This is a genomic window from Streptomyces sp. NPDC090994 (assembly GCF_044768905.1).
GTDB lineage: Bacteria > Actinomycetota > Actinomycetes > Streptomycetales > Streptomycetaceae > Streptomyces.
In genome coordinates, this window is record NZ_JBIVWS010000025.1 from 67,406 (window position 1) to 93,659 (window position 26,254).

At 73.2% G+C, this 26,254-nt stretch carries 22 protein-coding genes and 1 rRNA gene; 4 read left to right on the forward strand and 19 right to left on the reverse strand.

Translation table 11 applies throughout. The features are described from left to right. Positions 1 to 188 precede the first annotated feature (188 nt). From ACIQR3_RS32985 to ACIQR3_RS33010, 6 genes are all read right to left on the reverse strand, one after another. A complete protein-coding gene (locus ACIQR3_RS32985) occupies positions 189 to 710 on the reverse strand; it encodes a hypothetical protein (protein ID WP_403544517.1) in 522 nt (173 codons plus the stop codon). A gap of 41 nt (positions 711 to 751) precedes the next feature. Further along, positions 752 to 1,879 (reverse strand): ParA family protein, encoded by a 1,128-nt coding sequence (locus ACIQR3_RS32990; RefSeq protein WP_215168121.1) that lies wholly within the window; start codon positions 1,877 to 1,879, stop codon positions 752 to 754. 434 nt (positions 1,880 to 2,313) lie between these two features. Further along, a complete protein-coding gene (gene ald, locus ACIQR3_RS32995) occupies positions 2,314 to 3,438 on the reverse strand; it encodes an alanine dehydrogenase (RefSeq protein WP_403544519.1) in 1,125 nt (374 codons plus the stop codon). A gap of 133 nt (positions 3,439 to 3,571) precedes the next feature. Beyond that, positions 3,572 to 5,803 (reverse strand): tetratricopeptide repeat protein, encoded by a 2,232-nt coding sequence (locus tag ACIQR3_RS33000; protein ID WP_403544521.1) that lies wholly within the window; start codon positions 5,801 to 5,803, stop codon positions 3,572 to 3,574. Positions 5,804 to 5,941: 138 nt separating this feature from the next. Further along, positions 5,942 to 6,568, reverse strand: coding sequence for an NUDIX hydrolase (locus ACIQR3_RS33005; protein WP_215168118.1), 627 nt, complete (start codon positions 6,566 to 6,568; stop codon positions 5,942 to 5,944). 81 nt (positions 6,569 to 6,649) lie between these two features. Next, entirely contained in the window at positions 6,650 to 8,317 is a 1,668-nt protein-coding gene (locus ACIQR3_RS33010; protein WP_215168126.1) for a CTP synthase, read from the reverse strand. A gap of 532 nt (positions 8,318 to 8,849) precedes the next feature. Between ACIQR3_RS33010 and ACIQR3_RS33015 the strand changes: the two genes are divergently transcribed. Continuing rightward, a complete protein-coding gene (locus tag ACIQR3_RS33015; protein WP_403544559.1) occupies positions 8,850 to 10,652 on the forward strand; it encodes a glycoside hydrolase family 15 protein in 1,803 nt (600 codons plus the stop codon). A gap of 38 nt (positions 10,653 to 10,690) precedes the next feature. Continuing rightward, positions 10,691 to 12,316, forward strand: a complete 1,626-nt coding sequence (locus ACIQR3_RS33020) for a PucR family transcriptional regulator (RefSeq protein WP_403544523.1) — start codon at positions 10,691 to 10,693, stop codon at positions 12,314 to 12,316. A gap of 6 nt (positions 12,317 to 12,322) precedes the next feature. Here the strand turns inward: ACIQR3_RS33020 and ACIQR3_RS33025 are convergent, their stop codons facing one another. From ACIQR3_RS33025 to ACIQR3_RS33050, 6 genes are all read right to left on the reverse strand, one after another. Continuing rightward, positions 12,323 to 13,465, reverse strand: a complete 1,143-nt coding sequence (locus ACIQR3_RS33025; protein WP_403544525.1) for a glycosyltransferase family 4 protein — start codon at positions 13,463 to 13,465, stop codon at positions 12,323 to 12,325. Positions 13,466 to 13,649: 184 nt separating this feature from the next. Beyond that, a complete protein-coding gene (locus ACIQR3_RS33030) occupies positions 13,650 to 14,420 on the reverse strand; it encodes a hypothetical protein (protein ID WP_403544527.1) in 771 nt (256 codons plus the stop codon). A gap of 25 nt (positions 14,421 to 14,445) precedes the next feature. Then, positions 14,446 to 16,164, reverse strand: coding sequence for a DNA repair protein RecN (recN, locus tag ACIQR3_RS33035; protein WP_403544561.1), 1,719 nt, complete (start codon positions 16,162 to 16,164; stop codon positions 14,446 to 14,448). 155 nt (positions 16,165 to 16,319) lie between these two features. After that, a complete protein-coding gene (locus tag ACIQR3_RS33040; protein WP_403544530.1) occupies positions 16,320 to 17,225 on the reverse strand; it encodes an NAD kinase in 906 nt (301 codons plus the stop codon). After that, positions 17,222 to 18,037, reverse strand: coding sequence for a TlyA family RNA methyltransferase (locus ACIQR3_RS33045; RefSeq protein WP_403544532.1), 816 nt, complete (start codon positions 18,035 to 18,037; stop codon positions 17,222 to 17,224). The genes ACIQR3_RS33040 and ACIQR3_RS33045 overlap by 4 nt, the downstream gene beginning before the upstream one ends. Positions 18,038 to 18,044: 7 nt before the next feature. Next, positions 18,045 to 18,308, reverse strand: coding sequence for a hypothetical protein (locus ACIQR3_RS33050; protein ID WP_403544534.1), 264 nt, complete (start codon positions 18,306 to 18,308; stop codon positions 18,045 to 18,047). A gap of 42 nt (positions 18,309 to 18,350) precedes the next feature. Here ACIQR3_RS33050 and ACIQR3_RS33055 point away from each other — a divergent pair, with 42 nt between their 5' ends. Further along, positions 18,351 to 18,698, forward strand: coding sequence for an SCP2 sterol-binding domain-containing protein (locus ACIQR3_RS33055; RefSeq protein WP_403544536.1), 348 nt, complete (start codon positions 18,351 to 18,353; stop codon positions 18,696 to 18,698). Here ACIQR3_RS33055 and ACIQR3_RS33060 read toward each other — a convergent pair. From ACIQR3_RS33060 to ACIQR3_RS33075, 4 genes are all read right to left on the reverse strand, one after another. Beyond that, positions 18,682 to 19,554, reverse strand: coding sequence for an ABC transporter ATP-binding protein (locus ACIQR3_RS33060; RefSeq protein WP_403544538.1), 873 nt, complete (start codon positions 19,552 to 19,554; stop codon positions 18,682 to 18,684). The two genes, ACIQR3_RS33055 and ACIQR3_RS33060, sit on opposite strands and share 17 nt — an antisense overlap. Then, positions 19,551 to 20,636, reverse strand: a complete 1,086-nt coding sequence (locus tag ACIQR3_RS33065; RefSeq protein ID WP_403544540.1) for a FecCD family ABC transporter permease — start codon at positions 20,634 to 20,636, stop codon at positions 19,551 to 19,553. Before ACIQR3_RS33065 ends, ACIQR3_RS33060 begins: the two co-directional genes overlap by 4 nt. Next, on the reverse strand, positions 20,633 to 21,676 hold the full coding sequence (locus ACIQR3_RS33070) for a FecCD family ABC transporter permease (RefSeq protein ID WP_403544542.1): 1,044 nt from the start codon (positions 21,674 to 21,676) through the stop codon (positions 20,633 to 20,635). The genes ACIQR3_RS33065 and ACIQR3_RS33070 overlap by 4 nt, the downstream gene beginning before the upstream one ends. Before the next feature lie 87 nt (positions 21,677 to 21,763). Further along, complete coding sequence (locus ACIQR3_RS33075) at positions 21,764 to 22,795, reverse strand: HAD hydrolase-like protein (RefSeq protein ID WP_403544544.1); 1,032 nt, start codon at positions 22,793 to 22,795, stop codon at positions 21,764 to 21,766. A gap of 92 nt (positions 22,796 to 22,887) precedes the next feature. Between ACIQR3_RS33075 and ACIQR3_RS33080 the strand changes: the two genes are divergently transcribed. Further along, positions 22,888 to 24,180: a DUF1015 family protein gene (locus ACIQR3_RS33080; protein ID WP_403544546.1), complete on the forward strand. Its 1,293-nt coding sequence runs from the start codon at positions 22,888 to 22,890 to the stop codon at positions 24,178 to 24,180. Positions 24,181 to 24,250: 70 nt separating this feature from the next. On the opposite strand, the gene ACIQR3_RS33085 is transcribed toward ACIQR3_RS33080, so the two are convergent. The 3 genes from ACIQR3_RS33085 to rrf all read right to left on the reverse strand — a co-directional run bounded on the left by ACIQR3_RS33085 (position 24,251) and on the right by rrf (position 26,078). Further along, positions 24,251 to 24,997 (reverse strand): tetratricopeptide repeat protein, encoded by a 747-nt coding sequence (locus ACIQR3_RS33085; protein ID WP_403544562.1) that lies wholly within the window; start codon positions 24,995 to 24,997, stop codon positions 24,251 to 24,253. Next, positions 24,889 to 25,809 (reverse strand): hypothetical protein, encoded by a 921-nt coding sequence (locus ACIQR3_RS33090; protein WP_403544564.1) that lies wholly within the window; start codon positions 25,807 to 25,809, stop codon positions 24,889 to 24,891. The genes ACIQR3_RS33085 and ACIQR3_RS33090 overlap by 109 nt, the downstream gene beginning before the upstream one ends. 152 nt (positions 25,810 to 25,961) lie before the next feature. Next, positions 25,962 to 26,078 (reverse strand): 5S ribosomal RNA (gene rrf, locus ACIQR3_RS33095). Positions 26,079 to 26,254: the final 176 nt, after the last annotated feature.

Below are 26,254 nucleotides of genomic sequence, written 5' to 3' on the forward strand. Positions count from 1 at the left end.
GGATCGGACCCGGAACCGGAACCGGCACCGTGCTCCGGCCGTGCCCCGCCCGGGTCCCGCGTCGGCGGAGGCCCGGGCGGCGTGGTCGCCGGGGAGACTCCCGGCCCCCGCCCCAGCGCGCGCCGACGGCCGCCGGAGGCACCGGCGCGGGGAACGTCGTTGGAGGTCATGGCCTCCGCAGGCTACCGCTACCGTCCGCGCAGCCGGCGTACGAGGATGCTGGCGTCCCCGCGGGTCTCCAGGTCGGCGAGGACGACGGCGACCGCCTCGCGGACGATCCGGCCCCGGTCGACGGCCAGTCCGTGCTCGCCCCGGAGCACCAGCCGGGCGTGCTCCAGGTCCATCAGCTCCTCGGCGGAGACGTACACCGTGATCTTCTCGTCGTGCCGCTCGCGCCCGCTGGGGCGGCGGGCGGCGGCCCGGCCACGCTTGCGGGGCTGGCCCGCGGCAGAACCTTCCTGCGCCGCGTCCGGGCCCGCCCGGCGGGCGGAACGTTCCGCGCCCCGGCTGTGCGACTCGCCGTTCGGTCCCGGCTCCGCGTCCGCGGCCACGTGCTCGGCGCCCCGGCCGTCACCGCCCTGCGCGGGCACCGACTGCGGCGCGTCCTCGGCGGCGGCCGGGTCGCTCTCCCCGGCCGGAGAGCCGGCCGGCGCCGGCACCCGGGCCTCGCCGCCCGCCTGGCGCCTGGGGCTGGACGCCTGAAGCCCCATACCCCCTGTCGTGCGGAAGAGTTCGTCGGCCCCCGGCAGACTCACTCGGCGTGACACCGGGCGAGCACCTCCCTGGCGAGCTGGCGGTAGGCGGCGGCACCGACGGAGTTGGAGGCGTACGTGGTGATCGGCTCACCGGCGACCGTGGTCTCCGGGAAGCGGACGGTGCGTCCGATGACCGTGTGGTAGACGTGGTCGTCGAACGCCTCGACGACCCGCGCGAGCACCTCACGGCTGTGCACCGTGCGCGAGTCGTACATCGTGGCGAGGATGCCGTCCAGTTCCAGGTCCGGGTTGAGCCGCTCCTGGACCTTCTCGATCGTCTCGGTCAGCAGCGCGACCCCGCGCAGCGCGAAGAACTCGCACTCCAGCGGCACGATCACCTTGTGCGCGGCGGTCAGCGCGTTGACCGTGAGCAGGCCGAGCGAGGGCTGGCAGTCGATGACGATGTAGTCGTAGTCGTCCAGCAGCGGCTTCAGCGCGCGCTGGAGGGTCGACTCGCGGGCGACCTCGCTGACGAGCTGCACCTCGGCCGCCGACAGGTCGATGTTGCTGGGCAGCAGGTCCATGTTGGGGACCGCCGTCTTCAGCAGCACCTCGTCGGCCGCCATGCCCCGCTCCATGAGCAGGTTGTAGACGGTGAGGTCCAGCTCCATCGGGTTGACGCCGAGACCGACCGACAGCGCGCCCTGCGGGTCGAAGTCGACGAGCAGCACCCGGCGCCCGTACTCGGCGAGCGCGGCACCCAGGTTGATGGTCGACGTCGTCTTGCCGACGCCGCCCTTCTGGTTGCACATCGCGATGATCTTCGCGGGACCGTGGTCGGTCAGCGGGCCCGGGATCGGGAAGTACGGCAGCGGGCGTCCGGTCGGGCCGACGCGCTCGCGGCGCTGTCGGGCCGCGTCGGGCGCGAGCGTGGCCGCGTACTCGGGATCCGGCTCGTACTCGGCGTCCGGGTCATAGAAGTGCCCCTGGGGCAGTTCGTCGTAGTCGGCGAAGTGGTTGCGGGGCGCGCCACTTCCGTCGCCGGCCATGGCGTTCACGTGTTGGCCATCCATCTTCGGGTGTGCTGTCTGAGTTGCCTGCGGACTCTGGTGGGCTGCGAAGGTTCGCACAGCGACGGAGCCGACAGCCTCGAACCGCCCGGGGCCTCCGGGCCCTGCAGGCATTCCTGGTTGACCACCCCCGGGAGTAAATGTCGACTCATTCACAAGTCGTCTTACCTCCTTGGTGACCAGGAAACTTCTAGACAGGTCAGCGTGGCACCATGCCGACGATTGGCGACTCTATGGCGTGTCGGCGGTCCGCAGCAACACAATCCGCCGGACCCGGCCCGATGTGTCGGCAATGGAACACCCCTCTGTCAAGGGCGTACGGCCGTCGCACAGCAGGTTTCACCGGTGTACGAATGGGTTCAAGCGTTACGTTCGAGGCGAGTTGAACGAGAATCGCAAAGTGACCATACACACACCCGGCCGGACCTTGTCGACAAGGTCCGGCCGGGTGTGTGGCATTGACGACCGAAGTTGACGTGTCGCCTTTACTGGATGACGACTTGCCAGGTCACGGCTTGCCAGGTCACGGCTTGCCCGAGGGCGACCTGTCAGCCGAGCAGGGCGGACAGTTCGACGTGGTCCAGGCCGTGCGCCTCGGCCACCTCCTTGTAAACGACCTTGCCGTCATGGGTGTTGAGCCCCTTGGCCAGCGCGGGGTCGCGGCGCAGCGCCTCCACCCAGCCGCGGTCGGCCAGTTCGACGATGTACGGCAGCGTGGCGTTGGTCAGCGCATAGGTGGAGGTGTTGGGCACGGCGCCGGGCATGTTGGCGACGCAGTAGAAGACCGAGTCGTGCACGGTGAAGGTCGGCTCGGCGTGGGTGGTCGGGTGGGAGTCCTCGAAGCAGCCGCCCTGGTCGATCGCGATGTCGACAAGGACACTCCCCGGCTTCATCCGGGAGACCAGCTCGTTGCTGACCAGCTTCGGCGCCTTGGCGCCGGGGATCAGGACGGCGCCGATCACGAGGTCGGCGTCCAGGCAGGCCTTCTCCAGCTCGAAGGCGTTGGAGACGACGGTCTGGATCTTCGTGCCGAAGATCTTGTCCGCCTCCTTGAGCTTGTTGATGTCCTTGTCCAGCAGGGTGACGTGGAAGCCCAGGCCGATGGCGATCTGCGCCGCGTTCCAGCCGGAGACGCCGCCGCCGATGACGACGGCCTTGCCGGCCAGCACGCCGGGGACGCCGCCGGGCAGCACACCGCGGCCCCCGTTGGCGGCCATCAGGTGGTAGGCGCCGACCTGCGGGGCGAGCCGGCCCGCGACCTCGGACATCGGGGCGAGCAGCGGCAGGGCGCGGTTGGGCAGCTCGACGGTCTCGTAGGCGATGGCGGTGGTGCCGGACTCGATGAGGGCGTCCGTGCACTCCTTGGAGGCGGCCAGGTGCAGGTAGGTGAAGAGCGTCTGGTCCTTGCGCAGGCGGTGGTACTCCTCCGCGACCGGCTCCTTGACCTTCAGCAGCAGGTCCGCGGCGGCCCAGACCTCGTCGGCGGTGCCGAGTATGTCCGCGCCCGCGGCGACGTACTCGGCGTCCGGGATCGAGGAGCCGACGCCCGCGCCGCGCTCGACGACGACCTGATGGCCGTGGCGCACCAGCTCGTGGACGCCGGCGGGGGTGATGGCCACCCGGAACTCGTTGTTCTTGACCTCGCGGGGGATGCCGACCTTCACGTCGATCACGGTCCTTGGCTCAGGGAGTGGGCTACTACAAGACATACCCGGGCATGCGAGGGCACACCGGGAGAGACCGCAGGAGAACGTGCGGCAGAGCCAGTCTAATGAAGGTGTTCCCGCTGTCTAGCCTTTCAAAGCATCAATCGGTGGCGGGTGTGCTACGGATTTCGTAGGTGTTAGGGCCTTGTTCCGGCTGGAAGTCGTCCTCCAGCAGCCGCTCGGACCGGCCGCGGTGCAGCCCGGCCGCCGCGGGGTCGCCGAGGTGCTCCAGCGTGTCGGCCAGCCTGAGGTGCAGGGCCGCCTGGAGCCGGGTGTCCTCGGCGCGGCGGGCCCACTCGACCGCCTCCTGGCAGGTCCGGAGCGACTCCTCGGGGCGTCCGGCGTACTCCTGGACCCGGGCCAGCTCGCTCAGGGCCCGTGCCTGGGCGGCCACGTCGCCGGTCCTGCGGTGGCCGGCCACCGCCGCGCGCCAGTTGCGCAGGGCCTCGCCGTAGCGCCCGGCGTAGGTGTGGGCGGCGGCGATGCGGCCGTAGAGCCGGGCGGCGTCCGCGCGCTCGTCCCGGGCCAGGCGCTGGGCCAGGGCCCGGCCGAACCAGTCGGCGGCCCGGTCGTAGTCGCCCAGCTCCAGGTGCGCGCCGCCTACGGATTCCATCGCGCGGCCGGTGGCGTACGGGTCGTTCGCCTCGCGTCCGGCGTCCAGCGCGGCCCGGTAGCGCACCAGCGCCTCGGCGGTGCGGCCGGTGCGGGCGTCCAGGTCGGCGAGGTTCAGCAGGGCGGCGGCCTGCTCGCGGGGCAGGTCGCGGCGGACGGCCACGTCCAGCACCAGCCGGTGGATGCCGTACAGGTCGGGGGCGGCCGCCTGGGTGCCGGTGTGCGCCACCATGGCCCGTACCAGCTGGGACATCAGCCGCCGGGCGAGGGTGTCCAGCTCGCCGTCGGCGACCGCGAGGCGGGCCGAGGCCAGCAGGGCGGGCCGGCGCAGCCGCAGCCACTCGGCGGCGTCCCGGGGGGTGGCGAAGCGCAGCGCGCGGGGCATGCCGAGGAGCTTCTCGCGGGCTCCGGGGCTGTCGGTCTCGGTGATCGCCCGGCAGGACTGGAGCAGCCGGACGGTCCGCTCCAGCATGCGGGCGCGGGCCAGCTGGAGTTCGGCGGGCCGGTCGTGGGTGCGGGCGTGGGCGGCCAGGAGGGGGTGCAGGCAGCCGGGGACCTCGTACTCGGGCAGCGGGGAGTCGAGGGGGCGCAGCAGGCCGAGGGCGACGAAGTCGTCCAGGGTGGTGCGGGCGCTGCCGACCGAGCAGCCGGCCAGGGCGGAGGCGGTGTGCGGGTCTACCAGGCCGGCCGGGGCGAGGGAGAGCAGCCGCAGCATCCGGGCGGCGGCGCTGGGCAGGGAGGCGTGGACGAGCCGGAAGACGCGGGCGACGGGGTCGCTCTCGTCGGTCCCGGCGGCGTGGAGTTGCTTGGCGAGGTCGGCGACGGCGGCCTTGGGGCGGGCGGCGAGCCAGCCGCCCGCCAGGGCCAGTGCGGCGGGCCGGCCCTGGCACTCCTCGGCCAGGGACTCGGCGGCCCGGGGGTCGACGGTGATCCGTACCGAGCCGATGCGCCGCTGGAGCAGTTCCACGGCCGACTTGGTGTCCAGGCCGCCCAGGGTGCAGGGGCGGACGTCGGCGATGCCGGTGAGCGGGCCCTCGGCGACGGCGACGACCAGGCAGCCGGGGCTGTCCGGGAGCAGCGCGTCGACCTGCTCGGCGTCGGCGGCGTCGTCGAGCAGGAGCAGGGTGCGGCACCGGGCGAGGGTGGTGCGCAGTTCGTGGGCGAGGTCGTCCTCGGCGGCGCCGGGCCGGGTGGTGCGGCCCAGGGCGGTGAGCAGGTCCCGGGCGAGGGAGCCGACGGGCACCCGGGTGCCGTCGGGTTCGCTGAGCCGGGCCCGCAGCAGGCCGTCCGGGTAGTCGCCGGCGACCTGGGCGACGAGTTCCTCGGCGAGGGCGGTGCGGCCGGAGCCGGGGCGGCCCGCGACCAGCAGCACCCGGGCGCGGGGGGCCTTGCGGCCGGAGAGGGTGTCCAGTCCCGCGCGCGCGATGTCCGCGCGCAGCGCCTTCAGCTCCCTGGTACGGCCGAGGAACCGCGGTTCCCCGGCAGCGCCGCCCGACAGCCGCGCGCCGTCCGGCCGCGTTCCGTCCGACCTCACCCCGTCCGGCCGCACGCCGTCCGACCTCACCCCGTCCGGCCGCGCGCCGTCCGACCTCACCCCGTCCGGCCGCGCGCCGTCCGACCTCACCCCGTCCGGCCGCGCGCCGTCCGACCGCACGCCGTCCAGCCGCACGCCGTCCGTGTCCACCGCCTGATCCGTCACGGGCCACACTCCCGATCCCACCGCGCACCGGTGCCCGCCGGAACCCCCGGTTCGGGCGTTTTCCGAGCCTAGTTCAGGCTCCGGCGGGTTCCGGCGGGAGCAGGGCGGCAAGATCGCCCAATCGGATCAGCAGATCGTCACATCAACTGAAGCAGCCGCTCAGACTTCGAACGGACGTGCGGGCCACGGCGCCTGGGCGGGCCGCAGCGCGTCGAGCCCGTCCCCCTCCCGCGCGGCGACCAGCGAGAGCACCCCCACCACGAGGCAGTTGTTGTGCAGCTCACCGGCGAGGACGCCCCGGACCAGGTCGGCCACCGGCACCCGCGCCAGCTCCATGTCCGCTTCCTCGTCCTCGACCTGGAAGCGCTCGCCCTCGGCCTCCGACAGCTCCCGGGCGAGGAAGATCCGTACCGCCTCGTCGCAGCCGCCGGCGGTGGTGTAGACGTCGGTCAGCACCCGCCAGTCCTCGGCCTTGACGTGCGCCTCCTCGTACAGCTCCCGCTGGGCCGCGTGCAGCGGGTTCTCGCCGGGGACGTCGAGCAGCCCGGCCGGGATCTCCCACAGCTTGTGGCGCACCGGGTGCCGGTACTGGCGCAGCACCACGACCCGCCCCTCGTCGTCCAGGGCGAGCACGGCGACGGAGCCGGGGTGGACCTGGTAGTCACGGGTGACGACAGTGCCGTCGGGCATGACCACCTCGTCCGTGCGGACCGAGGTCTTGTTGCCGCGGAAGGGGGTGTCCGTCTTCCGGATCTCCCACTCCTCGGGGGTGTCCTTGATGGTCATGCCCTGTCCTCCCAGACGTACGCGAAAGCCGGGGCCCGCCCCGTTCGAAGGGCGTGCCCCGGCCACCGTACAACTGTCGTGTTACTTCGCGGTCTTCCGCTCGACGGCCGCCTTGACCAGCCCCGCGAAGAGCGGGTGCGGGCGGGTCGGGCGCGAGCGCAGCTCCGGGTGGGCCTGGGTGGCGACCAGGTACGGGTGGATCTCGCGCGGGTACTCGACGTACTCGACGAGCTTGCCGTCCGGGGAGGTGCCCGAGAAGACGATGCCGGCCTTCTTCTCCAGCTCCGCGCGGTAGGCGTTGTTCACCTCGTAGCGGTGGCGGTGGCGCTCCTCGACGTACTCCTTGCCGTCGTACACCTCGCGCACGATGGAGCCCTCGGCCAGCTTCGCCGGGTACATGCCGAGCCGCATGGTGCCGCCCATGTCGCCCTCGCCGGCCACGATGTCGAGCTGCTCGGCCATGGTGGAGATGACCGGGTGGGCGGTGGCGGGGTCGAACTCGGTGGAGTTGGCGTCCCCGATCCCGGCCAGGTTGCGCGCGGCCTCGACCACGATGCACTGCAGGCCCAGGCAGAGGCCGAGCAGCGGGATCTTGTTCTCGCGGGCGTACTTGATCGCGCCGACCTTGCCGAGCACGCCGCGGTCGCCGAAGCCGCCCGGGATGCAGATGGCGTCCACGTCACCGAGCTGCGCCTGGGCGCCGGCCGGGGTCTTGCAGTCGTCGGAGGTGACCCACTTGATCTTGACGCGGGCCCGGTTGGCGAAGCCGCCGGCGCGCAGCGCCTCGGTGACCGAGAGGTAGGCGTCGGGCAGGTCGATGTACTTGCCGACCAGCGCCATGACGATCTCGTGCTCGGGCTTGTGGACGCGCTCCAGCAGGTCGTCCCAGGTCGTCCAGTCCACGTCGCGGAACGGCAGGTCCAGCTTGCGGACGACGTAGGCGTCCAGGCCCTCGGCGTGCACGACCTTGGGGATGTCGTAGATCGAACGGGCGTCCGGGCAGGCGACGACGGCGGCCTCGTCGACGTCGCACATCAGCGAGATCTTGCGCTTGATCGCGGTCGGCACCTCGCGGTCGCAGCGCAGCACGATGGCGTCCGGCTGGATACCGATGTTGCGCAGCGCGGCGACGCTGTGCTGGGTCGGCTTGGTCTTCAGCTCGCCGGAGGGGCCGATGTAGGGCAGCAGCGAGATGTGCACGACGAAGACGTTGTCCCGGCCCACCTCGTGGCGGACCTGGCGGACGGTCTCCAGGAACGGCAGCGACTCGATGTCGCCGACCGTGCCGCCGACCTCGGTGATCACGACGTCGACCTCGTCGGTCGCCATGCGGCGGATGCGGTGCTTGATCTCGTTGGTGATGTGCGGGATGACCTGCACGGTGTCACCGAGGTACTCGCCGCGCCGCTCCTTGGCGATCACGGTCGAGTACACCTGGCCGGTGGTCACGTTGGCCGAGCCGTCCAGGTCGCGGTCGAGGAACCGCTCGTAGTGGCCGATGTCCAGGTCGGTCTCCGCGCCGTCGTTGGTGACGAAGACCTCACCGTGCTGGAACGGGTTCATCGTGCCAGGGTCGACGTTGAGGTAGGGGTCGAGCTTCTGCATCACGACGCGAAGGCCCCGGGCCTTGAGCAGCATGCCGAGGCTGGAGGCGGTCAGCCCCTTGCCGAGAGAGGAGGCGACACCCCCGGTGACGAAGATGTGCTTGGTCGTCGAAGCTGTGCCGGATCGAAATGCGGCGGGCGGCATGGCCAAGAGGGGGCTCCCGTGGTCGCGGTCTGGGGTGCGATTCGGCGGTCCGCCGGAGGTGTCCGGGGGTGGTGCCGTCGCTGCGGTTCGGGGGTTTCGTTCCCACCGGTCCACGGGCTACCAGCGTAACAGCGCCGGAGAGCGATGGCTTCCGGCCACGCTCCGCGCACGTCCGGACACGTCCGGACATGGGCGAACGCGCCTCCCGCCCCGCCCGTCGACCGCTCACTCGTTCGGCCGAGCCGGGTTGTCCGGAGCTGCGCACAGACCGTCTACGTGCGTCGTATCCTGCTCGGACCTTCACTGCCGAGCCCGGCCGGCGTCACGGCACCACCCCTCGCCCGTACGCACCGGAACAACGAGAGCTCGTCAGTTCGTTGAACAACAATTGTCGTCCAGGGCCACAGAGTTTGGCTTCAGGCCCGGGCGACTGCTTTGCTTCATCGATCAACGACGCATGACATCCACCCCTTGACCGCACCAAGCGACAACCCCCTTGCGGGGTGACGTGGCCGTTCGACTGGAGTTGCACGTGGCCGGGCGCATCGAAGACTACGCACTCATCGGAGACATGCAGACCGCCGCGCTGGTCTGCCGGGACGGCACAGTCGACTGGCTGTGCCTGCCCCGTTTCGACTCCCATGCCATCTTCGCCGGTCTGCTGGGCACCGAGGAACACGGATTCTGGCGGCTCGGACCGGCCCACGCAGCCGGTGCCGAGCCCCCGGCCGCCGCCCGGCGCGGCTACCGCGGCGACTCGCTGATCCTCGAATCCGAGTGGGACACCCCGCGCGGCACGGTCCGGGTGACCGATTTCATGCCGCCCCGCGACGGCGCCCCGCAGCTGATCCGGATCGTGGAGGGCGTCTCGGGCCGGGTGCCGATGCGCTCGGAGCTGCGGATGCGCTTCAGCTACGGCCGGGTGGTGCCGTGGGTGCACAAGCACGAGGGCCGCACGGTGGCCGTCGCGGGACCGGACTCGGTGTGGTTCGACACGGAGGCCGAGACCTACGGCAAGGACCTGACCACGTACGCGGACTTCACGGTCGCGCCGGGTGACCGGATCGCGTTCACCATCTCCTGGGAGCCCTCGCACAAGCAGCCGCCGCCGCTGCCGGAGCCGGAGCAGTCGCTGACGGCGACGGAGGACTTCTGGCGCGAGTGGGTCGAGCACTGTACGTACCACGGCCCCTACCGCGAGGCCGTGATCCGCTCCCTGATCACGCTGAAGGCCCTGACCTACGCCCCCACCGGCGGCATCGTCGCCGCGCCCACCACCTCCCTGCCGGAGGACATCGGCGGCGTCCGCAACTGGGACTACCGCTACACGTGGCTGCGCGACGCCGCGATCACCCTGTCCTCGCTGCTGCGCACCGGCTACCGCGAGGAGGCCCGCGCCTGGCGCGAGTGGCTGCTGCGGGCGGTCGCGGGCGACCCGGAGAACCTGCAGATCATGTACGGCATCGCGGGCGAGCGCGAGCTGGGCGAGGCCGAGCTGGACTGGCTGCCGGGCTACGAGGACTCCGGCCCGGTCCGGGTCGGCAACGGCGCCGCCCACCAGCTCCAGCTCGACGTGTACGGCGAGGTCACCGAGGCCCTGCACCTGGCCCACATGACGGGCCTGGCCCGCAACGACTACGCCTCCGTCCTCCAGCTCAAGCTGATCCGCTACCTGGAGGACCACTGGAACGAGCCGGACGAGGGCATCTGGGAGGTGCGCGGCCCGCGCCGCCACTTCGTGCACTCCAAGGTGATGGCCTGGGTCGCGGTGGACCGCACCATCAAGCTCATCGAGTCCGGCGACGCCGACGGCCCGCTGGAGCGCTGGAAGGAACTGCGCGACGACATCCACCGGGACGTGTGCGAGAAGGGCTACGACAAGGAACGCAACACGTTCACGCAGTCCTACGGCTCGCGCGAGCTGGACGCGTCCCTGCTGCTGATCCCGCAGATGGGCTTCCTGCCGCCCGACGACAAGCGCGTGATCGGCACCATCGAGGCGATCCAGCGCGAGCTGTCCACCTCCGACGGCTTCATCCTGCGCTACCCGACCGACGGCGAGGACGAGGGCGTCGACGGCCTCCCCGGTGACGAGGGCGCCTTCCTGGCCTGCTCGTTCTGGATGGCCGACGACCTGGCGATGATCGGCCGCGTCGACGAGGCGCGGAAGCTGTTCGAGAAGCTGCTCTCGCTCCGCAACGACCTCGGTCTGCTGGCCGAGGAGTGGGACCCGCGCCTCAAGCGCCAGGTGGGCAACTTCCCGCAGGCGTTCAGCCACGTCCCGCTGATCGACACGGCCCTGCGGCTGACGGCCTCGGGGGCGTACGGGGGCTGACCTCGGGCGCGGACGACGGGCCGGGGTAGCGTCCGCCCATGGACGTGGGCGAGGGCACCGGGATCACCGTGCGGCGCGCGCTGGAGCTGCCCGGACTGCGCGCCGGGCTGCCCGAGGTGGTCACCGGCGCCGACGGACTGGGCCGCACCGTGCGCTGGGCGCACGCCGGTGAGGTGCCCAACATCGCCTCGCTGCTCAAGGGCGGCGAGCTGCTGCTGACCACCGGCTACGGGTTCGGGGTCCGCTCCGCCGACCAGCGGGCGTTCGTCCGTACCCTCGCCGAGCGCGGCATCGCGGCGCTGGTGGTGGAGCTGGGCCCGCGGCTGGCCCGGCTGCCCGCCGCCGTCGTCGACACCGCCCGCGCGGCGGGGCTGCCGCTGGTCCAGCTGCACCGCGAGGTGCCGTTCGTGGCGGTCACCGAGGAGATCCACACCGAGATCGTCAACGGCCACTACGCGCTGCTGCGCCGGGCCGAGGAGGTGCACCGCCGCTGCACCGAGGCGCTGCTCGGCGGCGGCGGAGTGCCCCAGGTGCTGGACGTCCTGGCGGGCTTCGCGGGCAACCCGGTGTTCCTGGAGACCCCCGACGGCCGGCTGCTGTACGCCGCCGGGGCGGGCCCCGAGGGCACCGATCCGCTCCAGGTCTGGGAGGGGCTGCGCGGCCCGCGCAAGGAAGCCCCGCCCCCGGCCGGCTCGGTCCTGGTCGACGTACCCGGCGGCGGCCCCGGCACCGGCTCGGTGCGGGCCCGGCTGGTCCTGCTGCCGGTCCGGTCCACGCCGGCGCCGGTGCACCGGATGGCGGCGGAGCGGGCGGCGGACGTCCTCGCCCTGGTGCTGATGCAGGCCCGCCAGGAGGAGGAGCTGGCGGCGCGCGGGCGCGGCGACTTCCTCACCGACCTCGCCGAGGGGCGGATCGCCGCCGCCGACGCCCCGGCGCAGGCCCGCGTCCTGGGCTTCCGGCCCGGTGACGGCCCGCTGCTGCCCGTGGTGATGCGGCTGGGCGACGCCCTCTCCCCCGCCGACGGCGGCTGGGCGGTGCTGGCCCGCGCGCTCGCCGAGGAGCTGGCGGCGCTCGGGGTGCCCGTCCTGCTGGGGGTGCGGCCGGTCGAGGGCCGGGTCCCGCTGCTGCTCGCCCTGCGCGCACAGGCGGACCGGCCGGACCTCGCCGGCCGGGTCGCGGCGGCGCTGCGGGCGGGCGCGGAACGGGGCGCCCCGCGGCGGCCGGGCGCCCGGCCGCCGGTCGTGGTCGTCGGGGTGCCCGGCGACTGGTCCCAGGTGCCGGCCGGGCTGCGGCACGCGGCGGAGGCGGCGGCCGCGGCGCAGGGGCTGCCGGACCGCCCCTGGTACGACGCCCGCCGCCTCGACACCGACCTGCTGCTGTGGCGGCTGCGCGACCATCCGGACCTGGCGGCCTTCGTGGACCGCGCGATCGGCCCGCTGCGCGACCACGACGCCCGCTCCCGGCCGCCGCTGCTGCCGACCCTGGAGGCGTATCTGGCGCACGCGGGCCGCAAGGCGGAGACCGCCCGCGACCTCCACCTCAACCGGCAGACGCTCTACAACCGGCTGGCCCGCATCGAGGAGTTGCTCGGCACCGGCCTCGACGACCCGCAGACGGTACTGACCCTGAGCCTGGCCCTGCGCGCCCGCCGGCACGTGCCCTGAGGCGCCTCAGAGCAGCGGCCGGGGCTGCGTCAACTCGTCGTACACGCTCAGCACTTGGGCGACCGTCTCGTCCTCGGTCGGCCAGCCGGCCGCCTGCCGCGCCCCGTCGTCCCGCAGCGACTCCCGCCGCCCGGGGTCGCCGAGCAGCCGCACGACCGCGTCGGCGAACGCCCCGGAGTCGCCGGACGGAACCAACTCGGCGGCGTCGCCCACGAGTTCCCGTACGTCGTCGACGTCCCCGGCGACCAGCGGCACGCGCGCGTGCAGGGCCTCCCGGGCCAGTACGGAAGCGGTCTCGTGGCGGCCCGGCAGCAGCGCCAGGTCGGCCGCGGCGAGCAGGTCGGCGACGTCGTCGCGGCGGCCGACGAGAGCCACCGGCAGTTCCTCCTCCTCGATCCGCCGCTGCAGCGCCGGCCGCAGGGACCCCTCCCCGGCGACGACGACCAGCGGCTCCAGGTCCAGGTCGCGCCACACCCGCGCGGCGTCGAACAGCACCTCGTACCCCCGCTGCCGTTCCAGCGCGCCGATCGCGATCAGCAACGGGCGTCCGGTGGCGCCGAGTTCGGCACGGACCTTCAGGCGCCGCAGGTCGGCCTCCTCGGGATCGGCGCGCGGGCGCGGGCCGGGCAGCGCGACGGCGGCCAGCCGGGCGTCCCGGGCACCGCTGCGCCGCGCGTGGTCCACCAGCCCCGGGGTGGTCCCCAGGACCACCGTGGCGGCCTTGGTCACCCGCCGCTCCAGGACCCGCAGCAGATGCGCCCGCGGGCCCTCGGCGTGGACGCGGTCGTGCCAGGTGGCCACGAGCGGGGTGTGGACGCGGCGCCCGCCGAGGGCGAGCACGGCCCGGAAGGAGGCGTGCAGACCGTGCGCGTGCACCAGGTCGGCACCGGCGCAGGCGGCCCGCAGCCCGGCGACCGAGACCGGGTCGCTGCTGCGCGCCACGTCCACGTGGTCGGCGCCGGCCCCGGTGAAGTCGTAGCGGCGCTCGGCCTCGGCGGGGGCGCACACCGTGACCCTCACGCCCCGTGCCACCAGCCCCGCGGTCAGGGAGCGCACATGCGCGCTGCTGCCGGCGTTGCCCCCGCCCAGCACCTGCACGGTGCGCAGCGGGGACTGGCCGTGCGGGACGTGGCTGCTCGCGGGGGTCACGTGGCCGGGGCTCCTGGTTCTGCGGCGGGCGTTCACGGAGAAAGTACCGAAGGGTGGAGCGGAGGAGCACGCCGCGCGGTCTCCCGCGCGTACGACGTCAAGGATGCCAGGACGTACGGGTGTTCCGGGAACGGCGGCGGTCGACGGGCTCCTGACGCCGAGGCAACGCGGCACCCTCAGTCACTCACACGAGTGACCGCGCCCAGGCGCTGACCTGCTCCCCGTACACCGCCGCCGCCACGACGGCCGCGGCGTGCGCCACCAGACCCGCCCGTGTGTTCCCCTCCACGACGGCGGCGCCGAGAGCCGCGCCCAGCGCGTGCGCCCCGGTGTCGCCGAGCATCTCGCGCTCCCTGAGATCGTCCGGGAGCACGGCCGCGGCGGCCCCCGTCGCGGCGGCGGCCAGTTCCGCCGCGGCGCCCCGCTTCAGCAGTCCCGGCACGCCGAACACCAGCACGGCCCCGGCGGCCCGTCCCGGGCGTACGTCGACGAGGTTGACGGCGTGCGCGGCCCCGGCGACGACCACCCCGGCCAGCACCTTGTCCAGCGGCCGTTCCTTGAGCACCGCGCCCGCGACGAGCCCGGCCGCACCGATCCCGAACAGCTTCACCGCCCCGCTGGTGACCTCACCGTCCCGCAGGGCCGACAGGTGCGCCCGGAAGCCGCGCCGGTCGTCTCCGGCCCCGGCCACGTCGTCGTACGCCCCGCAGACCCCGGCGGCCAGCACCGCGAACCCGGCGGCGGGCCGGACCCGTCCCGCCACCAGCGCCGCCGCGACGGCGGACGCGGGCCCGGCGTACAGCCCGACCGCGCGCCCGGCGTGATTGGTCCGCGTCCAGTGCTTCCGTCCGCCCGGCGCGGTGGCGCGCAGTACGGCGGCACCGGCCCGGGTGAGCGCGGCGGCGAGGGCCAGGACCTGTCGACGGGAGCGGGTCCGGGGAGCACGGTCGATCATGCGCTCACCCTACGGCCGCCCGCCGCTACAGATCGGCGCGGGCGGTGGCCAGCAGTTCCTCGGCGTGCGCCCGCGCGGTCTCCGAGTCCTCCTGCCCGGCGAGCATCCGGGACAGCTCCCGCACCCGCTCCTCGCCCTCCAGCGCCTTCACACCCGACCGGGTCACCGACCCGTCGTTGGTCTTCTCCACCAGCAGCTGCCGGTCGGCGAAGGCCGCCACCTGCGGCAGATGCGTGACGACCACGACCTGCGCCGACTTGGCGAGCTTGGCCAGCCGCCGCCCGATCTCGACCGCCGCCTTGCCGCCGACCCCGGCGTCGACCTCGTCGAAGAGGTACGTCGGCACCGGATCGGTCCCGGCGAACACCACCTCCACGGCCAGCATCACCCGCGACAGCTCACCGCCGGAGGCACCCTTGGCGATGGGCCGCGGCGGCGCCCCCGGGTGCGGGGCGAGCAGCAGCTCGACCTCGTCGGCGCCGGACGGCCCGTAGCCGACCGTCCGCCCGCCGACCTCCACGCCCTCGGGGTCCTCGGTCTGCCGGATCTCGAACGACACGCGCGCGTGCGGCATGGCGAGGGACGCCAGCTCGGCGGTGACGGCGGCGGCGAACCGGTCCGCGGCCTCCGTCCGGGCGTCCGTCAACGCCTGCGCCAGCGCGCCCAGTTCGTCCCTGAGCGCGTCCCGCTCGACGGTCAGCTCCGCGATCCGCTCGTCGTCGCCGTCCAGTTCGGTCAGCCGCGCCGCGCTCTGCTCGGCCCAGGCCAGCACCGCGGCGATGTCCTCGCCGTACTTCCGGGTGAGCCCGTTGAGAACGGCCCGCCGCTCCTCCACGGCCGCCAGCCGCAGCGGATCGGCGTCCAGGTCGTCGGCGTATCCGGCCAGCTCACCGGCCACGTCGCGCAGCAGGATGCCGACCTCGCCGATGCGGTCGGCGAGTCCGGCCAGCGCCGGGTCGTGCGACCGTACGGCGTCCAGCGCCCGCTGCGAGCCCGCGACGAGCGTCGCCGCGTCGACCCCCTCGGGGTCCTCCGGGTTGCCCGCGAGCGCGGCGTGCGCGGCGGTGGCGGCCGACGCCAGCGCCTCGGCGTTGCCCAGCCGCTCCGCCTCCTCCGCCAGCTCCACGTCCTCACCGGCGCGCGGCTCGACGGCGGCGATCTCGTCCAGCCCGAACCGCAGCAGGTCGGCCTCCTGAGCCCGCTCACGCGCGCGCGTGGTGATCTCTTCCAGCTCCGTGGCGACGGCCCGCAGCCTCCGGTACGCCTCCGCGTACTTGGCGAGCGGCACGGCGACCGCGTCCCCGGCGTACCGGTCGAGCGCCTGCCGCTGCCGGGCCTGCTTGAGCAGCCCCTGCTGGTCGGTCTGCCCGTGCACGGCGACCAGTTCGTCGGCGAGTTCGGCCAGCACCCCGACGGGCACCGACCGCCCGCCCAGGTGCGCCCGCGACCGCCCTTCCGCCGACACGGTACGGCTGATCAGCAGCGCCCCGTCGTCCAGCTCGGCCCCGGCCTCCTCGGCCCGGACGGCGGCCTTGGCGTCCGGGGGCACGGTGACCCGCCCCTCGACCACCGCGTTCTTGGCACCGATCCGAACCAGCGCCGGGTCCGCCCGCCCGCCCAGCAGCAGGCCCAGGCTGGTGACCACCATGGTCTTGCCCGCGCCCGTCTCACCGGTGACGGCGGTGAACCCGGGCGACAGCTCGACGACGGCATCGTCGATCACGCCGAGCGACCGTATCCGCATCTCCTCCAACACGGACACGACCTTACGAGGTCCAGGCACCCGAGCGCACATGTCACCCCGGCGAGCGCACGCCGCCCAGGGGCGCGGGGAACCGCGCGACCAGCCACGACGAACCCGCACTCGCCGTCCATGAGAACCACCCCATCGAGACCGCCCTAGTGCGGCGCACCCCGCCACCCAGCCACCGGCAACGCGAACTTCGCCACCAGCCGGTCAGTGAACGAGGCATGGTGCAGCCGGGCCAGCCGCACCGGCACCGCCCCCCGCCGCACCTCCACCCGCGCCCCGGCCGGCAACTCCACCGTCCGCCGCCCGTCGCACCACAGCACCCCCGGCGGAATGTGCGGCAGCACCTCCACCGCCAGCACCGAATCGGGCGACGTCACCAACGGCTTCGCGAACAGCGCGTGCGCGCTGATCGGCACCATCAGCAGCGCCTCCACCTCCGGCCACACCACCGGGCCCCCGGCCGAGAACGCGTACGCCGTCGACCCGGTCGGCGTCGCCAGCACGACCCCGTCGCACCCGAACCCGGTCACCGGCCGCCCGTCGACCTCCAACACCACTTCCAGCAGCTTCTCCGCCCCGGCCTTCTGCACGGCCGCCTCGTTCAGCGCCCAGTCGGTGTGCACGATGTCGCCGTTGCGGTGCACGACGACGTCGACGGTCATCCGCTCCTCGACCTCGTACGCCCGGCTGACCACCCGGTCGACGACCTTGTCCAGGTCGTCCCGCTCGGCCTCCGCGAGGAACCCGACCCGCCCCAGGTTGACGCCGAGCATCGGCACCCCGGACGCCCGCGCGAACTCGGCGCCCCGCAGCAGCGTCCCGTCACCGCCCAGGACGATCAGCAGCTCGCACCCGTCGAGGCACTGCGGCGTGGCCTCCCTGACCAGCTGCACCTCGCCGGGCAGCGGCAGATCGCACGCCTCGGCCTCCAGGACGCGCACCCCGAGCCCGGCCCGCAGCAGCCCCTTCACCACCAGTTCGGCACTGCGCACGGCGGCGGGCCGCCCGGTGTGCGCCAGCAGGAAAACAGTACGAGCTCGGTTCTGTGTCAACGCGGCCCCTCCGCCACTGCACGATCGACGTCGGCCGGGTCCAGTGGGTCGGCCCCGGCCCGCAGCCACAGAAAGTACTCGACATTGCCGGAGGGGCCGGGCAGCGGACTCGCGGTGACACCCCGCACCCCGAGCCCCAGCTCCCACGCCCTCTCCGCCACCCCCCGCACGGCCTCCGCCCGCAGCTCGGGACTGCGTACGACTCCCCCGCTGCCCAGCCGCTCCCTGCCCACCTCGAACTGCGGTTTCACCATCATCACCAGGTCGGCGTCCGGCGCCGCGCACCGCACCAGGGCGGGCAGCACCAGCCCGAGCGGAATGAAGGACAGATCCCCCACCACAAGATCCACAGGCACCCCGTCGATCGCCTCCAGCGTCAGCTCACGCACGTTGGTACGGTCCTTGACGGTGACCCGTTCATCGCTCTGCAGCGACCAGGCGAGCTGCCCGTAGCCGACGTCCACGGCGACCACGTGCGCGGCGCCCGCCCGCAGGAGCACATCGGTGAAGCCGCCGGTCGACGCCCCGGCGTCCAGGGCCCGCCGGCCCTCCACCACCAGCCCCAGCGGTACGAACGCCGCCAGCGCGCCCGCCAGCTTGTGCCCGCCTCGGGAGACGTAGTCGGGGTCGCTGTCGTCCTTCGCGACGACGATCGCCGCCGCGGTCTCCACCTGCGTGGCGGACTTGGTCGCCACGGTCCTGCCGACGGTGACCCGCCCCGCGGCGATCAGCTGCCCGGCGTGCTCACGCGAGCGCGCGAGCTTCCGCCGGACCAGCTCCGCGTCGAGACGGCGACGTGCGACTCCTGCCACGTTCGGTTCAGCTCCTACTGCCATACGGGGACGGGGGCGCCGGAGGTCCCGGGCGGGCGTCGAGCGCGGTGAGCGCGTCGCGCAGCCCCCGGTGTACATCCTCGTACACCTCCAGGTGCCCGTCGGTGGGCAGGTGGTCCACGTCGGCCAGCCGCTCCAGCAGGGCGTCCGTGCCGGCGTCACCCGTGGCGGTGCGGGGGACCTCCAGGGGGGCGGGCGCGGCCGGGGTGCGCTCGGCCGGTGCTTCCGGCTCCGGGACTGCGTCGCTCATGCCCCGACGCTACCCCGGACCACTGGGGTACGGTCGGGGGCGATGGCGACGATCGAGGAGTGCCGCGCAGCACTCGAGAAGCTTTCGGAGAACATGCGGGGCGCGGAAGGCGACGTGCGGGCCGCCACCGAACTGGACCGTTCGGTGAGCTGCCACATCACGGACCTGGACGTCACCTTCGCCGGCCGCATGGCGGACGGCGGGATCGACGTGCGCGAGACCCTCACCGGCCCGCCGCCCCGGAAGGCGGAGATCAGACTGGCCATGACCGGCGACGACCTGGTCGCGCTGGTCGACGGCGAGCTGAACTTCGCCAAGGCGTGGGGCTCGGGGCGGGTGAAGCTGGAGGCGGGCCTGCGGGACCTGTTCCGCCTCAGGAAGCTTCTGTGACCGCGACCCGGTCACGCGCCTTGCGCGCGGCCGGCACCACCAGCGGCGTCCCCGTCTCCGGGTCGTCGATCACCTGACAGCGCATCCCGAAGACCTTCTCGACCAGCTCGGCCGTGACGATGTCCTTCGGCGCGCCCTCGGCGATGACCTGACCGTCGCGCAGGGCGATGAGGTGGGTGGCGTACCGGGCCGCGTGGTTGAGGTCGTGCAGCACGGCGACGAGCGTGCGGCCCTGCTCCTCGTGCAGGTCGGCGCAGAGGTCGAGGACGTCGATCTGGTGCTGGATGTCCAGGTACGTCGTCGGCTCGTCGAGCAGCAGCAGCGGGGTCTGCTGGGCGAGCGCCATGGCGATCCAGACGCGCTGGCGCTGGCCGCCGGAGAGTTCGTCGACGTACCGGTCGGCCAGCTCGGCCACCGCGGTCTGCGCCATGGACTCCTGTACGACCCGCTCGTCCTCGGTGGACCACTGGCGCAGCAGGCCCTGGTGCGGGTAGCGGCCCCGGCCGACCAGGTCGCCGACGGTGATGCCGTCGGGCGCGATCGACGACTGGGGCAGCAGACCGAGGGTGCGGGCCACCTGCTTGGCGGGCATCGACTGGATCACCTGCCCGTCGAGCAGGACCCGGCCGTCGCTGGGCTTGAGCATCCGGGACAGGGCGCGCAGCAGCGTCGACTTGCCGCACGCGTTGGGGCCGACGATCACCGTGAACGAGTTGTCGGGTATCTCCACCGACAACTGCTCGGCGATGACGCGCTGGTCGTAGGCGAGGGTGACGTTCTCGGCGGACAGGCGGTTCACGTTGCTCCTTCGGTTGTTCAGCCCGCTGGTGACGCCGGGGCGGGTACGCGTACTCATATCCGGCCCGCCTTGCGCTCGGTGACCAGCAGCCACAGCAGGTAGACGCCGCCGAGCACGCCGGTGACCACGCCCACCGGGAGCTGGCCGGCGCCGAAGGTCCGCTGCGAGATCCAGTCGGCGGTGACCAGCAGGGCGGCGCCCATGCACAGCGACGGCAGCAGGTTGGGGCCGGGCGCGCGGGTCAGCCGGCGGGCGAGCTGCGGCGCGGTGAGCGCGACGAAGCCGACCGGTCCGGCGGCGGCCGTGGCTGCGGCGACCAGCAGCACGGCGACCACCAGCAGCAGCATCCGTACGCGCTCCACCCGCACCCCGAGGGCGTACGAGACGTCGTCGCCCATCTCCATCATCCGCAGCCCCCGCCCGTTGGCCAGGGCGACCGGCACCAGGACCGCGCACAGGACCAGCAACGGCCAGACCTGCTCCCAGTCCCGGCCGTCGAGGCTGCCGGTCATCCAGACCACGGCACGGGAGGCGTCCACGATGTCGGCCCGGGTCATCAGATAGCCGTTGACCGCCGTGACCATCGCGGCCACGCCGATACCGACCAGGACCAGCCGGTATCCGTGCACCCCTCGCTTCCAGGCGAGCACGTAGATACCGAACCCGGTCACCAGACCGCCCACCAGCGCGCCGAAGGTGACCTGGGCCGCGCTGCCGGAGAACAGCACGATCATGATCAGCGCGCCGGCCGTCGCGCCCTGCCCGAGCCCGAGCACGTCCGGACTGCCCAGCGGGTTGCGGGAGATGGCCTGGAACAGCGCGCCGCCCAGCCCGAGCGAGGCGCCGACCAGCAGCCCCACCAGCACGCGCGGCAGCCGCAGCTCCCGGACGATGAACTCCTGGCCCGCGTTGCCGTCCCCGAACAGCGTGCGCAGCACATCGGCGGCCGGGATCGGGAAGTCGCCGGTGCCGATCAGCACGACGCTCGCGGCGAGCGCGGCGGCCAGCAGAAGGACGACGACGGTCAGCGACCTGACGTCCAGCCGGACCGAGAGCCCGCCGGCGGTGCGCACGGCACGGACGGCACGGACGGTACGGGCGGTACGGGCGGTACGGGCTGTCTTCGCGGGGGTCTTCACAGCTGGGCCGTCCTCCGCCGTCGTACGAGAAAGATGAAGACCGGGCCGCCGAGCACCGCGGTCACGATGCCGACCTGGAGCTCCGAGGGCCGGGCGACGATCCGGCCGAGGACATCGGCGCCGAGCAGCAGCACGGGCGACAGGACCGTGGCGTACGGCAGGATCCAGCGCAGGTCGGGGCCGGTGAAGGAGCGCACGACGTGCGGCACCATCAGGCCGACGAAGACGATCGGCCCGCAGGCTGCGGTGGCGGCCCCGCACAGCACGGTCGCGGCGAGCATCGCCAGCGCCCGGGTGCGGGTCAGGTGGGCGCCGAGGGCCCGGGCGGTGTCGTCGCCCATCTCCATCGCGTTCAGCGGCCGGGCGAGCGCCAGGGCGAGCACCGTGCCGATGGCGAAGAACGGCAGGACCTGCGTGATGGTCGCGTCGTCCGCCGAGGACAGCGAGCCGACGGTCCAGAAGCGCATCGTGCCCAGCGCCGCCTCGTCGGTGATCATCACGGCCTGGAGGTAGCCGTAGAGCGCGGCGCTGATCGCGGTGCCGGCCAGCGCCAGCCGCACCGGCGTCGCGCCCCGGCTGCCGCCCAGGAACCAGACCAGCGCCCCGACCGCCGCCGCGCCGAGGAAGGCGAACCAGACGTACCCGCTCAGCGAGGTGACGCCGAGGAAGGTGACGGCGGTGACGACGGCGGCGGAGGCACCGGCGTTGATGCCGAGCAGGCCGGGGTCGGCGAGCGGGTTGCGGGTGAGGGCCTGCAGGACGGCCCCGGAGAGACCGAGCGCGGCACCGGCGAGCAACCCGAGCACCGTCCGCGACAGCCGCTCGCCGACCACCACGTCACCGTACGAACCCGAGTCCTCGAACAGGCCGTGCCAGACCTGCGCCAGGGACAGGTCCTTGGCACCGACGGCGATGCTCGCCACGGCGACACACACCAGGATCGCCACGGAGACCAGCAGCCCGGCAGCACGGACCACCCGGCGGTCCGGGGGCGCGGCAACGGTCTCGGCGCGCGCTTCGGGGGGACTGTCGACCAACACCCGGTTAGGTTAGCCTACCCTCCTATTCGATCACGATCCCCGAGCCGCCGGACGCCGACCGCCGACGCCCGTCCTGCCCGGGCGGCCTCACAACCCCAGCCGGGCCAGCGCCTTCTCCGCGTCCAGCGCACAGGTGCCGTCCCCGGCCGCCGTCCACGCCGCCGCGCACAGTGCGCGCAGCCCGTCGAGGCCCTCCCCCTCCCCGTCCAGCTCCAGCCGCTCCTCGCCCGCCTTCGCCGTCCAGCCCCCGCACCGGAAGCCGCCCCCGTCCGCGTCCGTGACCTCCGGCTGTCCGGTGAGCAGCCCGCGCAGGTCGGCGTCCACGTAGGTCGGCCGGTGCTGCGGCGGCGCGGCGAGCAGCTGCCGGCCGTCCGTGACCCCGGTCAGCACGAGCAGCGAGTCGACGTCACCGCCGAAGGCACCCTCGATGTCGGTGTCCAGCCGGTCGCCCACCACCAACGGCCGCTCGGCGCCCGTACGCAGGATCGTCTCCCGGTGCATCGGCGGCAGCGGCTTGCCCGCGACCTGCGGCTCGGCACCGGTGGCTGTCCGCACGACCTCCACCGCGGCGCCGTTGCCCGGCGCGATCCCCCGCGCGCTGGGAATCGTCAGGTCCGTGTTGGACGCGTACCAGGGCACGCCCCGGGCGATGGCGTAACAGGCCTCCGCGAACCGCCCCCACGGCAGCTCGGGCCCCCCGTACCCCTGCACGACCGCCACCGGAGCGTCGTCGGCCGACTCCACCGGCTCGAGCCCCCGCTCGCGCAACGCGACCCGCAGCCCCTCCCCGCCGATGACCAGCACCCGCGCCCCCGACGGCACCTGCTCGGCGACCAGCCGCGCCACCGCCTGCGCGGAGGTGATCACGTCGGACGCCTCGGCGGCGATCCCCAGCTCCGTCAGATGCGCGGCCACGGCGTCCGGTGTCCGCAGCGCGTTGTTCGTGACGTACGCCAGCTGCATCCCGCCCCCGCGCGCCGTGGCCAGCGACTCGACGGCGTGGACGATCGCCTCACCGCCCGCGTACACCACCCCGTCGAGGTCGAGCAGCGCCGTGTCGTACGCCTCGCTCAGGGCCTGCCCACTGCCCTCGGGCCTGGTCCGGACGCTCCGGCTCATCACACATCGCTCCTCGTCATCGCCGCGTCGTTCCCGCTCATCCGTCTTTCCCCGATCATCCCCCATGCCACTGACACACGTACGATGCCGGGATGGATACCGCAGGTCACTCGGAAGCGACGGCGCACCGGGGCCTGGAACTCACCCCGTTCCGAGGTCTCCGCTACGACCCCGACCGGGTCGGCAGCCTGGCCGCCGTGACATCCCCTCCCTACGACGTCGTGGTCCGCCCCGACGGCCTGCTCCACCTGGAGTCGGCGGACCCGTACAACATCGTCCGCCTGATCCTCCCCCAGGCCGCCACCCCCACCGCCCGCGACGAACAAGCGGCCCGCACCCTGCGCCGATGGCTCGCCGAGGGCATCCTGACCCCCGACCCCGAGCCCGGACTGTACGTCTACGAGCAGCGCGCCGACGACGGCCTCCTGCAACGCGGCGTCATCGGCGCCCTGCGCCTCCCGGAGCCCGGGGACCGGTCGGTGCTGCCGCACGAGGACGTCATGCACCACGTCGTCGCCGAACGCGCCGCCCTGATGCGGGCCACCTCGGCCAACTTCGAACCCCTCCTGCTGACCTACCGCGGCGACAGCGCGCCGAACCCCACGAGCACGACCGTGGAACGCGCCGCCGAACGCCCCCCGCTGCTGGCCACCACCACGGAGGACGGCTACCGCCACCGCCTGTGGGCGGTCACCGACCCCGGGGAGATCGCCCGGGTCCGCTCGGACCTCTCCCGCCACCAGGCGCTGATCGCCGACGGCCACCACCGCTGGGCGACCTACCACGAGCTCCGCGCCGAGCACCCCTCCCCCAGCCCCTGGGACTACGGCCTGGTCCTCCTGGTCGACACCGCCCGCTACCCGCTCCGCGTCCGCGCCATCCACCGCCTGCTGCACGACCTGCCGGTCGCGGACGCCCTGACCGCCCTCAAGGGCCACTTCCGCATCCACCGTGTCGACGCCCCCCTGGACGAGGCCCTGGCCACGCTGGCGGAAGCGGCCGAGGAGGGCAACGCCTTCCTGCTCGCCGGCGACGGCGCCTTCCACCTGGTGGACCGCCCGGATCCCGAACTGCTGTCCCGCACGGTCCCCGCCGACCGCCCCGCGGCCTGGCGCACCCTCGACGCGACCGTCCTGCACAGCACGCTCCTCGCCCACCTCTGGCACGTCCCCGAGGACTCCGCGGCCCACATCTCCTACATCCACGACACGGCCGCCACCGTCGAGAAGGCGGAACGCGACGGCGGTACGGCCGTCCTGCTGCACCCGGTCCGCGAGGAGGTCGTCCGCGACCTGGCCCGCCAGGGCGTCACGATGCCCCGCAAGTCGACGTCGTTCGGCCCGAAACCGGCATCGGGCCTGGTCCTGCGCACGCTGGACCTCTGACGGGCACCCCCGGACATGAGTGAGGGGCGGAACCGTCCCCGGTCCCGCCCCTCACTCACCTCACGACGGTTCAGTCCTCGCCACGCTCACGCGCCCCGGAACCGCCCTCACCCTCACTCTCGGCCTCGCTCTCGCTCTCGTCGAGGGCGTCCACGAAGTCCACCCCGTCCAGCTCCGCCAGCCGGTCGGAGGCGTCCGTGCTGCCGTCCCGGTCGGACTCCACGGTCTTGGCGAACCACTCCCGCGCCTCGTCCTCACGACCGGCGGCCAGCAGCGCGTCGGCGTACGCGTACCGCAGCCGCGGGGTCCACGGCTGTACGGAGCTGGAGGCCAGCTCGGGGCTCTGCAACGTCACGATCGCCGCGTCCAGCTGCCCCATGTCCCGCCGGGCCCCGGCCGCGACGAGCCGCATCTCGACCTGCCCGGCCTTGTCCAGCTTGTGCACCTCGGGAGCCCCGGCCATGTCCAGCGCCTTCTCCGGCCGCCCGAGCCCACGCTCGCAGTCGGCCATGACCGGCCACAGGTCCACGGTGCCGGTCATCCGCCGCGCGGCCCGGAACTCGGCGAGGGCCTCCGAGTACTTCTGGTTCGCGTACGCCGCGAATCCAGCGGCCTCCCGTACGGCGGCCACGCGCGACGCCAGCCGCAGCGCCACCCTGGAGTACCCGTACGCGCCCTCGGGGTCCTCGTCGATGAGCCGGGCCACCATCACCAGGTTCCTGGCGACGTCGTCCGCGAGCGTCTTCGGCAGACTCTGCAGCTCCTGCCGTACGTCCTTGTCGATCTCCTCGCCCGTGACGTCCTCGGGGATCGGCAGCCGCTTGATCGGCTCGCGGTCCCGGTCGTCACGGAAACGGCCTCCGCCACGGCGGTCGTCACGCCCGTCACGACTGTCCCGGCCGTCCCGGCCACCCCGGAAGCCACCGGGCCGGCCGCCCCGGTCGTCGCGCCGGGGCCCGCCCCGACCACCACGGTCGTCCCGACCCCGGAAACCGCCACGGTCGTCACGCCGGTCATCACGACGGAAACCACCGCGGTCCCCACGGTCGTCACCCCGCCGCTCGTCACGCCCCCGGAACCCACGGTCCCGGTCGTCCCGCCGGGGGTACCCACCACGGTCACTGTCCCGCCGGTCATCACGACGATCGTCCCGCCGGTCATCACGGCGATCATCACGACGGAAGTCCGGCCGGTCGTCCCGCCGGCTGTCCCGCCGGTCGTCGCGCCGGAAGTCCGGCCGACCTTCGCGGCGGTCATCCCTACGGTCGTCACGGCGGTCATCGCGACGGTCGTCACGACGGAAGTCCGGCCGGTCGTCACGACGGAAACCACCGCGCGGGCCACGATCGTCACTTCGCCGGTCGTCACGCCGGCCGTATCCGCCACCACCGCGGTTGTCGTCCCGACGGAAACCACCCCGGTCGTCATCACGCCGGAACGACGGACGATCCCCACGATCGTCCCGCCGCGGCCCACGATCCCGGTCGTCACGACGTCGGTCATCACGTCGGTCATCACGCCGATCGTCGCGCCGGTCATCGCGGCGGAAACCTCCACGGTCCCCGTCACGACGCACGGGACCGCCACGACCGCTGTCGCGACGGAAACCGCCTCGATCACCGCGGTCACCACTGTCCCGTCGCCGCTGGTCGCGCTCCGGTCGGTCGTCGGGAGAGTTGGTGGCCATCGGTGACTCCTGTCTTAGGTACTGCAAGCATTGTAAAAACAAAAGGACCCCTGGTCCCAGCTGAACGCTGGGACCAGGGGTCCTTCCAAAGATTGTTCGGCGGCGTCCTACTCTCCCACAGGGTCCCCCCTGCAGTACCATCGGCGCTGTAAGGCTTAGCTTCCGGGTTCGAAATGTAACCGGGCGTTTCCCCTACGCTATGACCACCGAAACCCTAATGGTTTCGAGCGAACAAGCACACTCTTTACTTGTATGTTCTGCTCAAACCGGCAACGGTCGTTGCCTCAGAACTAACACAGTGGACGCGAGCAACTGAGGACAAGCCCTCGGCCTATTAGTACCAGTCAACTCCACCCGTTACCAGGCTTCCATATCTGGCCTATCAAC

What these genes read in the sequence shown, in the direction of transcription:
- ACIQR3_RS32985 (WP_403544517.1), bottom strand. Translation starts at nt 710, where the DNA reads ATGGGGCTTCAGGCGTCCAGCCCCAGGCGCCAGGCGGGCGGCGAGGCC.
- ACIQR3_RS32990 (WP_215168121.1), bottom strand. Translation starts at nt 1,879, where the DNA reads ATGCCTGCAGGGCCCGGAGGCCCCGGGCGGTTCGAGGCTGTCGGCTCC.
- ACIQR3_RS33005 (WP_215168118.1), bottom strand. Translation starts at nt 6,568, where the DNA reads ATGACCATCAAGGACACCCCCGAGGAGTGGGAGATCCGGAAGACGGAC.
- ACIQR3_RS33010 (WP_215168126.1), bottom strand. Translation starts at nt 8,317, where the DNA reads ATGCCGCCCGCCGCATTTCGATCCGGCACAGCTTCGACGACCAAGCAC.
- ACIQR3_RS33020 (WP_403544523.1), top strand. Translation starts at nt 10,691, where the DNA reads ATGGACGTGGGCGAGGGCACCGGGATCACCGTGCGGCGCGCGCTGGAG.
- ACIQR3_RS33030 (WP_403544527.1), bottom strand. Translation starts at nt 14,420, where the DNA reads ATGATCGACCGTGCTCCCCGGACCCGCTCCCGTCGACAGGTCCTGGCC.
- recN (WP_403544561.1), bottom strand. Translation starts at nt 16,164, where the DNA reads ATGCGGATACGGTCGCTCGGCGTGATCGACGATGCCGTCGTCGAGCTG.
- ACIQR3_RS33050 (WP_403544534.1), bottom strand. Translation starts at nt 18,308, where the DNA reads ATGAGCGACGCAGTCCCGGAGCCGGAAGCACCGGCCGAGCGCACCCCG.
- ACIQR3_RS33055 (WP_403544536.1), top strand. Translation starts at nt 18,351, where the DNA reads ATGGCGACGATCGAGGAGTGCCGCGCAGCACTCGAGAAGCTTTCGGAG.
- ACIQR3_RS33060 (WP_403544538.1), bottom strand. Translation starts at nt 19,554, where the DNA reads ATGAGTACGCGTACCCGCCCCGGCGTCACCAGCGGGCTGAACAACCGA.
- ACIQR3_RS33075 (WP_403544544.1), bottom strand. Translation starts at nt 22,795, where the DNA reads ATGAGCCGGAGCGTCCGGACCAGGCCCGAGGGCAGTGGGCAGGCCCTG.
- ACIQR3_RS33080 (WP_403544546.1), top strand. Translation starts at nt 22,888, where the DNA reads ATGGATACCGCAGGTCACTCGGAAGCGACGGCGCACCGGGGCCTGGAA.